The 13,396-nt window shown below is 44.4% G+C and carries 12 protein-coding genes; 10 read left to right on the top strand and 2 right to left on the bottom strand.

Annotated features, from left to right (window positions below; genetic code table 11):
* Positions 1 to 45 precede the first annotated feature (45 nt).
* The 4 genes from J2T16_RS08720 to J2T16_RS08705 all read left to right on the top strand — a co-directional run bounded on the left by J2T16_RS08720 (position 46) and on the right by J2T16_RS08705 (position 5,263).
* The gene (locus tag J2T16_RS08720; RefSeq protein WP_499018143.1) at positions 46 to 711 is read left to right on the top strand and encodes a hypothetical protein; all 666 of its coding nucleotides are present in this window, start codon (positions 46 to 48) and stop codon (positions 709 to 711) included.
* Positions 712 to 761: 50 nt separating this feature from the next.
* Positions 762 to 2,768, top strand: coding sequence for a hypothetical protein (locus tag J2T16_RS08715; protein ID WP_499018142.1), 2,007 nt, complete (start codon positions 762 to 764; stop codon positions 2,766 to 2,768).
* Positions 2,769 to 3,082: 314 nt separating this feature from the next.
* Positions 3,083 to 4,738 carry a CBM96 family carbohydrate-binding protein gene (locus tag J2T16_RS08710; protein ID WP_499018141.1) on the top strand — a complete coding sequence of 552 codons (1,656 nt, stop codon included), beginning with the start codon at positions 3,083 to 3,085 and terminating at the stop codon, positions 4,736 to 4,738.
* 222 nt (positions 4,739 to 4,960) lie between these two features.
* Positions 4,961 to 5,263 (top strand): YunC family protein, encoded by a 303-nt coding sequence (locus tag J2T16_RS08705; RefSeq protein ID WP_090920088.1) that lies wholly within the window; start codon positions 4,961 to 4,963, stop codon positions 5,261 to 5,263.
* 135 nt (positions 5,264 to 5,398) lie between these two features.
* Here J2T16_RS08705 and mtnA read toward each other — a convergent pair whose 3' ends face one another.
* Positions 5,399 to 6,463 (bottom strand): S-methyl-5-thioribose-1-phosphate isomerase, encoded by a 1,065-nt coding sequence (gene mtnA, locus J2T16_RS08700; protein ID WP_336122228.1) that lies wholly within the window; start codon positions 6,461 to 6,463, stop codon positions 5,399 to 5,401.
* Between the two features lie 23 nt (positions 6,464 to 6,486).
* Positions 6,487 to 7,704 carry an S-methyl-5-thioribose kinase gene (gene mtnK / locus J2T16_RS08695; protein ID WP_336122804.1) on the bottom strand — a complete coding sequence of 406 codons (1,218 nt, stop codon included), beginning with the start codon at positions 7,702 to 7,704 and terminating at the stop codon, positions 6,487 to 6,489.
* A 297-nt stretch (positions 7,705 to 8,001) separates the two neighbouring features.
* Here mtnK and J2T16_RS08690 point away from each other — a divergent pair, with 297 nt between their 5' ends.
* From J2T16_RS08690 to sufU, 6 genes are all read left to right on the top strand, one after another.
* On the top strand, positions 8,002 to 8,463 hold the full coding sequence (locus J2T16_RS08690) for a Dps family protein (RefSeq protein ID WP_090920097.1): 462 nt from the start codon (positions 8,002 to 8,004) through the stop codon (positions 8,461 to 8,463).
* Between the two features lie 153 nt (positions 8,464 to 8,616).
* On the top strand, positions 8,617 to 9,195 hold the full coding sequence (locus J2T16_RS08685) for a DUF1802 family protein (protein ID WP_499018140.1): 579 nt from the start codon (positions 8,617 to 8,619) through the stop codon (positions 9,193 to 9,195).
* Between the two features lie 443 nt (positions 9,196 to 9,638).
* Positions 9,639 to 10,421, top strand: a complete 783-nt coding sequence (gene sufC, locus J2T16_RS08680; RefSeq protein ID WP_090920103.1) for a Fe-S cluster assembly ATPase SufC — start codon at positions 9,639 to 9,641, stop codon at positions 10,419 to 10,421.
* A 24-nt stretch (positions 10,422 to 10,445) separates the two neighbouring features.
* The gene (sufD, locus tag J2T16_RS08675; RefSeq protein WP_251502704.1) at positions 10,446 to 11,750 is read left to right on the top strand and encodes a Fe-S cluster assembly protein SufD; all 1,305 of its coding nucleotides are present in this window, start codon (positions 10,446 to 10,448) and stop codon (positions 11,748 to 11,750) included.
* Positions 11,747 to 12,967 (top strand): cysteine desulfurase, encoded by a 1,221-nt coding sequence (locus J2T16_RS08670; protein WP_336122231.1) that lies wholly within the window; start codon positions 11,747 to 11,749, stop codon positions 12,965 to 12,967. The genes sufD and J2T16_RS08670 overlap by 4 nt, the downstream gene beginning before the upstream one ends.
* Positions 12,957 to 13,388 carry a Fe-S cluster assembly sulfur transfer protein SufU gene (gene sufU / locus J2T16_RS08665; protein WP_090920111.1) on the top strand — a complete coding sequence of 144 codons (432 nt, stop codon included), beginning with the start codon at positions 12,957 to 12,959 and terminating at the stop codon, positions 13,386 to 13,388. The genes J2T16_RS08670 and sufU overlap by 11 nt, the downstream gene beginning before the upstream one ends.
* The last annotated feature ends 8 nt before the right edge of the window (positions 13,389 to 13,396 follow it).

The raw sequence follows: 13,396 nt of genomic DNA, 5'->3' as shown, positions 1-13,396 counted from the left end.
ATCTATAAGGTGTGTTCAATTTGTTTTGTGAAAGGAGATGTGCAAATGACAATTGGTGACGTTCTATTACAACCTGAAAACGGTTGGATTCGATTCGATGGTGGCGACAACAGTATAACGAAAGCTGGTTCATGGCTGACTGCCAGCCATGTCAACTACTATAATGGCATTGGTCATTACACTCAAACGCAAGGGGCTTCATTCTCCTTTTCTTTCTATGGAAGGGCATTTAGAATCATAGACCAACGTTCGAGCAATAGAACAAAAAATGCCACAGTGATGATAGATGGAGTGTCGCAGACTGTTAATTTTTCGCTTGCAAATGACCCCAATCAGTCAGTTGTCTATGAAAAATTAAATCTGAATCCCGGCTTTCACACTGTAACAGTAACTAAGAATGATGCTACAAGCTCAACTTTACTTCTATCTGTCGATGCCGTTGACATTAAACTTCCATACAATAAATTCTTGATTTCATCAGAAGATGAAATTCTGTCTGTCATTGATGATGGAATTAAACTACTTCCTTCTAGTTTAGAAAGTGTATATGTTAATCATGGAATGTCTAAAAATTTTGCTATCGATGTTAATACCTTAAGACATAAGAAGCAAATAATAAAAAGCACATCAACATTATTAGGATCAGGAAAAGTATTCAAGCAAAAAATAGACAAAAACAATATACCAATCAAAAAAGCATCAATCACTTAATTATGTGAAATGATTGTTTTATTTAGAATTTAGGAAGGAGCGTTGAGAGAATGGCAACAATAGGACAGGCATTGATAGCTCCAGAAAGTGGATGGAAAAGATTTGATGGTCAAAACAACTTGATCAAATTCAATGGAAATTGGCTAACAGCAACCAATGCATCCTATTTTAATGGAACTAATATTTACACTGCTGATGTAAATGCAAAGATGTTATTCAATTTTACTGGAAATAAGATAAGAATATTAGGTTATAGAGATCCTGCCCGTGGTATTGCAAAAATAAAAATTGATGGAATTGAAGAAACTTATACTCAGAATGGAAATGTACAATTTCAAACACTAGTTTATGAGAAATCTAATCTAGAAAATAGAGAACATTATGTTGAAATTAGTTTCGGATCATCATCAATTGATTTAGATGCTCTAGATATAGATTCTCTGGGTGAGTTGAAAACTTTCTCAATTATATATAAAAGAAAAGTAATTGTTTTCAATAAAAATGAGTATAAATATTATTCGAACAATCAATGGACAAACATTACATCGCCCATTCAAACAGAACAGGATTATCTCACATACGGAATGGACGACATTTCTATTATTCCCGAATCCGCATGGTCACAACTTGAAGGAGAGGTTGAATTATGTTATTACACAGACGATCCAGATACAACAGAGGTATCCTTCAACATAGAAACCAAACCTTTCACACTCGCGGAAGAGTGGGAAGACAAAGAGATTAAAATCATTGAATTCACAGATGATCCAAACCAAACGGAATCCACAATCACAATCGAAACCGAACCGTTCACACTCTACGACGAGTTAGGTGATACTGTGGATGTGCTCTATTACACCGACGATCCAACGAAAACATCGGCAGCATTGAATATTACAGCAAACTACTCCCCATTGGATGAACTTGAGGGAGATTTTGACGTGGTGACATGGACTAATGATGAAGAGGTTATTGCTGGTACCCGAGATATGTCATTAACTTATGATGCGCTGCCGTTAGAGCAGATTATTGTGCAACCAACCGATCTGGTGTTGTACGGAGATTTAAAAAAGCTGGTTGCTTCTAAAATCGTTGACAGTCGCACCGCAGGAACTTTAAAACTGGCTGCTTCGTTTGACTCTGGGCTGACGTGGAAAACGTATCGTTTTGATAAGTGGGTAACTCTGGACATCCAGAACACGACATTGTTCAAAAGAAAAGGCATGAGTGTTGAAACGTTAAACACGATTCCTGAACAAGATCTGACAGGGCTAACCCGGGTTGCGTATTATTTAGATAACAGTGAGCATTATGAAAACAGCTATGCTTTGGATCAGGTGAAGATGGTTGTAGATGCTCCGCGTCAGACATTGGAAGTTCAGCAGATGGCGCTCCAACTTTTGAATACAACAGCAACCATAGATCTTACTTTTTCAGGTAATAAACTTCAAGGGATATTAAATGATGCTGACAAGGGTAAGGTCAAATATCGTATGTTTTTAAACGGCCAACCGTATTATCCAGCTAGTGGAGAGTTTACACGTTTACTCCCTTCGCCATTTAAGATTGAGATCAACATCGATGAACGGAAGTTCCTCTTTGGCAAGGAAAATACGTTAAAAGTAGAGTTCCAGGATTATTGGGGTTCCGTAGATTCCCGGGAATTTAGTTTTGTTGGAACTTACTCTGGACTTATGTTTATGGATGAATCTGGCGATTTCCTTTCGGATACGTTTGGCGGCATCCTGAAGCAACTTGATTACGAAGTTATTATTGCGGGACAAACAACATTGACGAAAAAAGTAAAGTTGATAAATCAACTCGGTTATGCTGTCGATCATGTTTATCTCGAGATGGATAAGAAATTCCAGACGAGTGGAGTTGAAGTTCAATTATCCAGACAGGCCGATCCATTTCTGCCGATTGATTACCTGACATACGGATTAATGGAACCGGAAGAGAGTGTTGATTTTTATGTTCGGATTGCAACGGACATTCATGCCAAGCCAGACCCGAATGGAATTTTCGAGATGAAGGTCAAGGCAGACCGAGTATAGCTCTCAATACAATGAGACAGGAAGTGAGTGAAATTAACTACGGGGAGACGTCATTAAACAGCTATATACATATTAAAAGTCCGGAGAATCGCTTTAGAGCAAAGTACGTTTTATACAATCAGATAGACATAGATTTGCCCTCAACATTGACATCCGCTATTAGGGAAAATAGTGAGAGGGTTTCCCGTGTTTCTGCTCGTGTAGAGCAATCCAAGGATATAAGTAGTTCACTATCCGTGGTGTATGCAACGCAATCAGACCTAAATTCTTATATTCAAGCATCACCGATAAATGATCTGACAAGTACAGTTTATGTGAGGGAGCATAATCGTGCACAGGGTAAATATGAGCTTCTGGAGGCCCCGCGCATCACGGTGAACCTGCAACCTGTTGCAGATGCAACCACTCGTAGTCAGCTCCGCTTACAGACAATCAATTTTGGGGATACACAGCGTATGATGATCGGCCGGGATGAATTGGAGCAATTCGAATCCTTTATTCATTTCGGAGATATAGACACGCGGATACCTGACCTGATGTACCTGGAAGAAGCCAAGCTAAAATTATATTACACAGGAACGATCACGCCAGGCGCATCCATTGAGCTGCATCAGCCTAATACCTTATGGCGAGAATATGGAATCACACATGCCAACAGGCCTCATTCCATTCAACGATTAACGTCAAGCTACAGCATAAATACAAGTGAGCGTTATGTTGAATTCGATATGATGGATATTCTAAAGATGCTGAGAAACGGCGAACTCCAAAATATTGGGATGATGATTCAATCTAGTGATTTGTCTCCAATCTATTTCAACACCCGTGAGTCTGCCAAGCCACCTGTGTTACAAATCAAGTATATTACTTCGCAGATTTACTCTATCGGACGTACAGAAAAAGAAAGCGAACTTTTTGTCTATGGAGTCGGACGTAAGGAACTCAAAACGACGTTATTTGTGCATAGTGATATCGGTTTTGCATGGCTGCAATCTAATTTATATGTACATCGTTATGAAGATCATATGCATCATGAAGCACCTGTCATTGTATCTGCGAGTCGTCCAGATCTGAATGCATCTATGGCTGTAGCTCATCGAACAGAAGCAAAGTTGTATTCAATCCTTTCGGTCATTGAAAGCACGGTGAGTGAGAGAGAAACGTCCGTTTGTGTCTCCAAGCCAGAAATCCCAGCCAAGCTCGTAGTCTCAATAAGTACGGAGACAGAGAGAGAGTTTGAATTATCAGTTAGGCAAATCAACGATGATGAAAGAGCGGCAAATCTTGCTGTATCTCATCCTGATTTGCCTGCTGCCCTAACGATTGATCCGAAGATGTCCTTGATAAGTGAGTTGACTGTATCCAGGGCTTATAATGCATATCTATGGAACGTTTTACACATTTCTAAACCTGAATTACATTCCGTCATAGAAGTTTCTAATTATATCAAAGCAAGCAAAACATTAGACTCGGAGTTAACCGTTATACGCAGTGCTGAAGCTGCAATAGCGTCGGAATTAGCGGTCAGTAGGCCGGATCTTGGCGGCGTGTTGTGGACCAGAGTACCGGATGAGGATGAAAAGCGCGGTATCATAGAAATTCCTTTTGTTGAAGAGATGATGTCGCACTTGTTTGTATCCAGACCGGATATTCTTTCAAGCTTGGAAGTTAAATATTCGAATGATCTGGAAGCCCATATTGGTGTCAAGGAAAGAGAATACTTGGAGGGTTTCATTGAGGTTCGAGAATGGAAAGATCTGCAGTCCGTGGTTGATGTTAGACAAATTGCTGATCTGCCTGCTGAGATGATCGTTTCTAAACCTGATGTGTATGCGTGGATTCAACCGAGAGTTGTTGCTGATGAGGAATTAAACGCCGTTGCAAGCATTCGTAAACGGGATGCAAGTGACCGAGTAACGACATTGATCGTTAAAGGGCCACGCAATCAGGCGTATTTCTATATTTTGTGACCTTTTATTTAGACGTCGTACCACAGCGTGGAGTGTTAATGAAAGAGGGCTTTTAGCCCTTTTTTTTTGCGTTAAACTAGGATGTCCTCATATTCCGGCTGAGAGTGTTACCTACATCATGATTACCCACTTTTTGTTCATCACGGCAGGTGTCCACACGGCGATACGCCAAGAGGCATACAATTATCGTGATCTGTTGAAGAGGAGGTGGATCGTGAGATTATGGTGACGATGGAGCCGATTGTGGTGGGAGAGCATGTGCTCGTTGGGGTAGAAGTGAAACTTCCGAAAACGACACTGTTAACGATTAATACATCCAAAGGGTATATCATGTGCGGCGCCCTTGATGTGGGGTTATTGAATGAGAAGCTGGGCGATCGCAAGATTGTGGCCGCACGGGCTGTAGGTGTGCGAACATTGGAGCAACTGCTTCATGCACCAATGGAATCGGTGACAACTGAGGCAGAGGCTATGGGGATTACAGTAGGGATGACAGGTGTAGAAGCATTGTTAAAAATGATCTGAAGCACGTGCCGGTTTTCATTCGGCATCATAGAAATAGAACAGAGAAAAGGGGACGAAGTCGGAGGCATCCGTCTTGTCCCTTCTCCTTACAGACCCGCAGCAATGGCTGCTATGTGGGTTGTCTTATATATGTTTTTATTCCGCAAATAAAGCCGTGAGGTTCTCCTGGAAAGGCGCACGAACAATACCTTTTTCCGTAATAATTGCGGTAACGTATTCGTTCGGGGTTACGTCAAAGGCTGGATTAAATACCTTAACGCCCTGTGGTGCAGTACGTTTCCCGAATCCTTCTGTCACTTCCTCAGCTGCACGCTCTTCGATTGGAATCAGATCGCCGGACGTTGTGGACAAGTCAATGGTTGATAGTGGACTTGCTACATAAAAAGGAATATTATGCGCTTTGGCGAGCACAGCCAGGCTGTATGTACCAATTTTGTTGGCAACATCCCCGTTTGCTGCGACCCGATCCGTTCCAACAATGACAGCTTGTACCCACCCTTTGGACATGACCATACCCGCCATGTTGTCACAGAGTAATGTGACGTCGATTCCAGCCTGTTGCAGCTCAAATGCAGTTAAACGTGCACCTTGCAGGACAGGACGTGTCTCGTCAGCAAATACCTTCAGATGAATGCCGCGCTCTTGCGCGAGATACATCGGAGCGGTTGCTGTACCGTATTTGGCTGTGGCCAGCCCCCCTGCGTTACAGTGTGTAAGTACACCCATTCCATCCTCAAATAAAGGCAGGGCATGTTCACCGATCATACGACATACTTCTTCGTCTTCCTTCTGAATCAACAATGCTTCCGATTCAAGCGCATCTGTGCTTTCATCCAGACTTAGACCAGCTTCCACGACTTGGTTAGCCTTTTGCATCATGCGATCCAGCGCCCAGAAAAGATTAACCGCTGTTGGACGGGATGTTGCCAAGTGTGCACAAACGGATTTGACATGATCCAGCCAGCCTTGAATAGCGATGCCATCATAAGCTTTGGCTCCGAGCACTACGCCGAAGGCTGCTGCGATACCAATAGCAGGCGCGCCGCGTACTTTCATGGAATGGATGGATTCCCATACTTCCTCAGGGGTGTACAGTTTCAGCATCAGGATCGTTTCGGGTAGCAGACGTTGATCGAGCATTTCAAGCTTGTCCTTTTTCCAATTAAGCGAAGACAGAGGCTGATGTTCAGGGGTTGTCATGGATGTTCCTCCGTTCAATAATGTTAGACTTTAACCGTTGTGAGAGCAGAAGATACCAGATCCAGCACCTCACCGATTGTATTTACTTGACGATTGTTTTTGATCAAGGCTTTACCAACGGCCAATGCCTTGCGTTGTGCACGTTCACGTTCAGCAGTGTCCGTAAGGGTATCAATATCAGCGACGTGGGCAAGTCCGACGATGCGGCGTACCATTTTCGCTCCAGTGAAACCAATCGTATCCCGGAATAGCTGCTGTACATACAGGTCTTGATAACCTGGCGTTTTAGCCATTGGGTCAACGAGAGCGGTAGTCCACAGTGCGCGGAAACGAGTATCGAATTCAGTCCAGACATCACGTACCATGTCCAGTAACTCTGTTTCACGTTTATTCCGCGTAGACTGATCCTGAAAACGGCCAGACAACGAAACATAATGAAGAAGCAGGTTCGCCAGCACGGCGCCTACGTCAAAACCCATCGGCCCATAGAAAGCAAACTCCGGATCAATGACTTTGGTCGACTCGGAAGTTACAAAAATACTGCCTGTATGCAAGTCCCCGTGAAGAAGGGCTTGTCCATGGGTCAGGAATTTTTCCCTGAGCAGGGCGATCTCCAAATGCAGTGCTTCGTCGGTACGAAGAGCTTCGGCTTCATCTTCAATCGCTGTTTCATAGTTGTTATTTTGTGCAATCCGATACGGTTCATCAAAGATCAGGTCTTCTGTTATTTTGCATTGGTCAGGGTTGACGAATCGTCCCTGCTGTTCTTTCTTCTGTTGTTGGTTCATACCGAGGTCTGAAGTGAAGAAGAGGGTTCTCGCCATAAACTCCCCAATATGCTGGGCGAAAAGAGGATAGGAAGCTCCGTCAATCAGACCCTTGCGCATAATAACATGGTCACTTAAGTCCTCCATGACCGTTAATGCGAGATCATCGTCATAATGATACACTTCGGGCACCATTCCAGGGCACAGACGATATTCTTCCTGCAAAATTTCACGTTCAATGCGAGCACGTACGAGGGAAAGCGGCCAGGATTCGCCAACCACTTTCGCATAAGGAAGCGCCTGTTTGATAATGATACTTTTATCGGAGTTCTGATCCGTGATATGGAAAACGAGATTCAGGTTGCCGTCACCGATCTCACGACAATCCAGATTCGCATCTGCCGTAAATGGACCCGGTAAAGTTTTGGCTAATTCGATCGCTTCTTGTGGGGTTAAAGGATGATATTGAGTCAAAGGTGCCACCTCCATATATATGAAGAAACAGGAAAACCCACTTCTTTGCTTGGTTTATGACAGTATATCGGATAAAGCACGTTTTTTGAACTTTTTTTTGAGACAAGTCTGGGTTGTGGTGATTCGAAGATCAGGCTCACGGGTAAAAATGAATAGGCTGGACGGTTGAATAAAACCGCGCCCCATAACACTTCCGCGAAATTAGCGGGTTCTGAACTTGAACTCTCTGTCTTGCGTACAGGGGAACCTGAGATAACGTGGACAGACTACATTTTAAATTAAAGGATGGGATTGAATATGGCTACAAAAAACAAAACAGATCAAGCAAAATCCGTTGAACAAGTACTTAATCGTCAGGTGGCTAACCTGAACGTACTGTATGTCAAAATCCATAACTATCACTGGTATGTAAAAGGCCCGAACTTTTTCACACTGCATGTGAAATTTGAAGAGTTCTATAACGAAATTACAGTGCAAATGGATGAAATTGCTGAGCGTTTGCTTACACTGAAAGGCAGCCCTGCAGCAACGATGAAAGAATATCTCGAGATGGCTTCGATCCAGGAAGCTTCCGGCAAAGAAGATGCGAACGCTATGGTACAGAACCTGATTGAAGACTTCGCTACACTTTCCAATGAGTATCAAGAAGGTATTGATCTGGCCGATGCGGCTGAGGATCAACCTACTGCTGATATGCTGACAGGCTTTAAAGCGGATCTAGAGAAACATATGTGGATGCTTCGTGCATACCTGGGCTAAACCGTTTCAGGACGGACTCAGATCCGTCTGTCTGTAACCCATTCGTGGTTGATGAGTTCATCCGTAAAGTGTTCAGTGTTGCCTGCTAAAAGTTGTCAGATAAGTGTGAAGCGTCTATACTGCTGTCAAGAGTGACAGGGGAGGACGAACACAATGTTAGACACAGGAGCGATACCGGCATTAAAAGAATGGGCTTCTGCAATTCAAGCTCTGGAAAACGGTCGCCAGATCATGGTGATGCGAAAAGGCGGGATTGTGGAGGAAACGAAACATTTTGAGTTGAAAAGTCCAGCGTTTTACCTGTATCCGACTTATGAGCATCAGCGTAAAGAACTGATCAAGTCCTCGGATCAATCCTATGTTGAAGAGTCGCTGGCCGAATGGGCGCCTGAAGCTTCAACCGTCCGCATTACATCGTATGCTGAAGTAACGCAGGCTTTGGAGATTCGAGATCAGGAGATGCTGGATCGACTTCTGGAATATCATATGTGGACAGCGGATTTTGCTGAATCCCGTTTGAAGTGGAAAAAGAAAGATCCGCTCCACGTGTTGATTTTACGTGTGTACCGTTTGCAGGAACCGATGGAAATTCCCGTATTGCCAGAATATAACGGTTGCCGTTCATGGATTTCCATTCCGAATGGTTTGGTGCCGCGCGAAATGACGCCGGTGCTGAACGTTGCGGATTTTGCCGACCAGGTACAGAAGATTAACGAGACACTCAGAATGTAATCTTTTTTATGTGCAAAAACTTGTGTAAATAAAGTGTAAAGGACTTGTCCGGAAATGGATAAGTCCTTTTTCATTTTGATGTGCAAGCTGAACAAACTGTGAAATTTGTGATTTATATCACTGTCCGGCAGATGAAAAGTTGTTTTCTAATTTGATTCAAACAGTCATTTATTATAGAATCATAAGGAATGAAGTTTCCTGAGAAGGACAAGAATTAATAGGAAATGACTTGATAATCATTGAGAATCAGTTTAGAATTATTCTAAAGTGATTGTTGCTCTACAGCATGTGAAGAAAGTATGCCTGAGAGTGGCAAGAAGAAATTGCTTTACAGATGTATGATGAAACAGAGAAAGTCAGGGGAAGCCCTGTTCAGATATAATAGGCGCTTTTTCGTTTTCGACAGTAAACATCAATTTAATCAATGGAGGGAAACAATACACATGACTACGAATTTCGTCATTGAAGGTCTGAAAGCGACCATTGAAGGTAAAGAAATCCTGAAAGGCATCAACTTGGAAATGAAAGGTGGAGAAATCCACGCGATCATGGGACCGAACGGAACAGGTAAATCCACGTTGGCTTCTGCCTTGATGGGACACCCTAAATATGAAGTAACAGACGGTACAGTCACTCTCGATGGTGAAGATGTACTGGATATGGCTGTAGATGAGCGCGCACGTGCTGGTCTGTTCCTGGCTATGCAATACCCGAGCGAAATTGCGGGTGTAACTAACTCCGACTTCTTGCGCAGTGCAATCAACGCTCGTCGCGGTGAAGGTAACGAAATTTCCCTGATCAAGTTCATCCGTCAAATGGAAGGTAAAATGAAAGAACTCGATATGAACCCTGAGTTTGCACATCGTTACCTGAATGAAGGTTTCTCCGGTGGTGAGAAAAAACGGAATGAAATTCTGCAAATGATGCTGCTTGATCCTAAAATCGTCGTACTTGACGAGATCGACTCCGGTCTGGACATCGATGCTTTGAAGATTGTTGCAGAAGGTGTAAATGCAATGAAGAGCGAAGATCGCGGCTTCTTGATCATCACGCACTATCAACGCCTGCTTAACTACATCACTCCAGACTACGTACACGTAATGATGCAAGGTCGCATCGTGAAATCCGGTGGACCTGAGCTGGCTCAACGTCTCGAGGCTGAAGGTTATGATTGGGTAAAAGCGGAACTGGGAATTACAGACGAAACTGTAGGTCAAGAAGCGTAAGGAAAAAACGGAGGAGGATAATAAATGACTACACAAACAATTCTTCCGGTTGAATCTGAAGCGCTTCGCGCCTTGTCGGAAAGTAACAATGAACCCGGCTGGTTGACTGAGCAGCGGCTCGAAGCTTTGAAGCTTGCGAGTGAGCTGGCGCTTCCCAAACTGGAAAAACAAAAAATTGAGCGCTGGAGTATCAGCGAGTACGGCACATATAAAGCAGACGCAGCAATTTCTTCCCTGGAAGAAGTACCTGCATCCATCAAAGAGCTGGTTCAGGATCAAGCTGAAGGAAGCCTGGTAATCCAACGTAACTCTGGTGCAGTATATTCCAAATTGTCTGCTGATCTGGCAGCACAAGGTGTCATCTTCACGGATTTGGCTACTGCTGTTCGTGAACATGCTGATCTAGTCAAGCCTTATCTGAACACAGCGGTCAAAGCCGATGAACATTCCATTGCCGCATTGCATGCAGCGTTGTGGAATGGCGGGGTGTTCCTGTACGTTCCGAAAAACGTGAACATTGAAGTTCCACTGCAAGCAGTATTGCTTACAGACGATGCTTCCGCAACATTTGCGCCTCACGTACTCGTTGTTGCCGAAGCAAACAGCTCGGTTACTTACGTAGATAACTACGTGTCTGGTGAGCTCTCTGCACCGGTATTCCATAACGGAGTTGTGGAAGTATTCGTAAAATCGGGTGCAAAAGTGCGCTTTGCAACGGTTCACCAACTGAACGTTAACGTAACGGATGTATCCTTCCGCCGTGCTGTTCTGGAAAATGACAGCTCCATTGAATGGATCGTTGGTGAAATGAACAATGGTGATACGGCAAGCAACACGATGAGTGTTTTGAAGGGGAATGGGTCCACTTCGGATTCCAAAGTGATTGCTGTGGGTTCCGGTTCACAGAAGATTAACTACACAACTGAAGCACGTCACTTCGGTAAAAATACGCCAAGCCAAATGATCACACGTGCGGTTATGCGTGAAGAGGCTTCGGCAATCATCAACGGGATCACGAAAATCGAGAAAGGCGCTACAAGAGCCGACGGACAGCAAACCGAGAAAGTATTGATGCTGAGTCCTAAAGCACGCGGAGACGCCAACCCGATCCTACTGATTGATGAGGATGATGTAACAGCAGGTCACGCGGCTTCTGTAGGTCAAGTGAATGCCGAGCAAATCCATTACTTGATGTCTCGCGGGATTAACCGTACGGATGCGGAGCGCCTGATCATTTATGGCTTCCTTGCTCCGGTGGTGGCGGATATTCCTTTGGAAGCACTGCGTACCCAATTGCAGTCCCTGATTGAGAAGAAGCTGGGACAATGAACCCATCCATTCGCGAGCAGTTCCCGATCCTCCACCAGGAAATCAATGGACACCCGCTCGTATATCTAGACAGTGCTGCGACTTCGCAAAAGCCTCGTGCTGTGATTGACGCGGTTAAACATTATTATGAATATGAAAACTCCAATGTACATCGCGGTGTGCATACACTCGGAAGCCGGGCTACGGACGCTTATGAAGGCGCTCGTGAGAAGGTTGCCAAGTTTATCAATGCTCGTCGCACGCAGGAGATCATCTTCACACGCGGCACAACGACAGCCCTGAATTTGGTGGCTTCGTCTTATGCTCGTGCCAACTGTAAAGAAGGCGATGAAATTGTTCTTACACAGATGGAGCATCATAGTAACCTGATCCCTTGGCAACAAGTCGCCAAGGAGACAGGGGCCACATTGAAATACATTCCGCTACAGCCAGACGGCCATATTGAGTTGTCTGATGTGGAGCAAACAATCACGAACAAAACTAAAGTTGTCGCGATTGCCTATGTATCTAATGTGATGGGACTCGTGCATCCCGTTAAACAGATCGCTGAAATCGCCCATCGCAATGGTGCAGTTATTGTTGTGGATGGTGCACAAAGCACACCGCATATGAAGGTGGATGTGCAAGATCTGGACTGTGATTTCTATGCGCTGTCTGGTCACAAAATGTGCGGACCAACCGGTATCGGTGCACTCTACGGCAAAAAGGCGCTGCTGGAGTCCATGGAACCAATTGAGTTCGGCGGTGAGATGATTAATGATGTGGGATTGTACGATTCCAATTGGAAAGAACTGCCGTGGAAATTTGAAGGCGGAACCCCGATTATTGCGGGAGCAGTAGGATTGGGTGCTGCCATTGATTTCCTTGAGCAGATCGGCATGGATGAAATTGCTCATCATGAAGGTGTACTGGCCGCTTACGCAACGGAACGCCTGTCAGAGATTGATGGCCTAACGATCTATGGTCCGGCTAAACGTCATGTTGGCGTAGTAACCTTTAATCTGGGAGATGTACATCCACATGATGTCGCTACCGTGCTGGATGCGAGCGGTATAGCGATTCGTGCAGGACACCACTGCTGCCAACCGCTGATGCGCTGGCTTGAAGTAAGCTCAACGGCTCGTGCCAGCTTTTATCTATACAATAACGAACAAGATGTAGATCGGCTTGTCAGCGCCTTAATCCAGACAAAGGAGTATTTTGGCGATGCAACTTGATGATCTGTACCGACGTGTTATAATGGACCATTACAAAAACCCGCGTAACCGCGGAACGTTTGACAATGACGTCGTCACGGTGAATTTGAACAATCCAACGTGCGGCGACCGGATTTCACTGCAGCTGATGCTGAATGACGGAATCGTTCAGGAAGCCAAGTATACGGGAGAAGGCTGTTCAATCAGCATGTCTTCGGCATCGATGATGACTGAGGCTGTCAAAGGCAAGACGATTGAACAGGCGCTCGATCTGGCTAACCGTTTCTCCTCATTGATGCAAGGGGAAGAAGTCGATTTCGATGATTATGAAGATCTCGAAGCCCTATCCGGTGTGAACAAGTTCCCTGCACGCATCAAATGTGCCACTCTGGCCTGGAATGCATTACGCAAAGGAATTGATGAAGAGGACAATGTACAATAACGATAGGG

Source organism: Paenibacillus intestini (genome assembly GCF_030803945.1).
Classification (GTDB): Bacteria; Bacillota; Bacilli; order Paenibacillales; family Paenibacillaceae; genus Paenibacillus; species Paenibacillus polysaccharolyticus.
Note: the sequence above shows the minus strand (reverse complement) of the source record. Positions and strands in the feature narration are given on the sequence as shown.

Coding starts and splice junctions, on each gene's coding strand:
- J2T16_RS08720 (WP_499018143.1), top strand. CDS start 46: ATGACAATTGGTGACGTTCTATTACAACCTGAAAACGGTTGGATTCGA.
- J2T16_RS08715 (WP_499018142.1), top strand. CDS start 762: ATGGCAACAATAGGACAGGCATTGATAGCTCCAGAAAGTGGATGGAAA.
- J2T16_RS08705 (WP_090920088.1), top strand. CDS start 4,961: ATGGTGACGATGGAGCCGATTGTGGTGGGAGAGCATGTGCTCGTTGGG.
- mtnA (WP_336122228.1), bottom strand. CDS start 6,463: ATGACAACCCCTGAACATCAGCCTCTGTCTTCGCTTAATTGGAAAAAG.
- J2T16_RS08690 (WP_090920097.1), top strand. CDS start 8,002: ATGGCTACAAAAAACAAAACAGATCAAGCAAAATCCGTTGAACAAGTA.
- J2T16_RS08685 (WP_499018140.1), top strand. CDS start 8,617: ATGTTAGACACAGGAGCGATACCGGCATTAAAAGAATGGGCTTCTGCA.
- sufC (WP_090920103.1), top strand. CDS start 9,639: ATGACTACGAATTTCGTCATTGAAGGTCTGAAAGCGACCATTGAAGGT.
- sufD (WP_251502704.1), top strand. CDS start 10,446: ATGACTACACAAACAATTCTTCCGGTTGAATCTGAAGCGCTTCGCGCC.
- J2T16_RS08670 (WP_336122231.1), top strand. CDS start 11,747: ATGAACCCATCCATTCGCGAGCAGTTCCCGATCCTCCACCAGGAAATC.
- sufU (WP_090920111.1), top strand. CDS start 12,957: ATGCAACTTGATGATCTGTACCGACGTGTTATAATGGACCATTACAAA.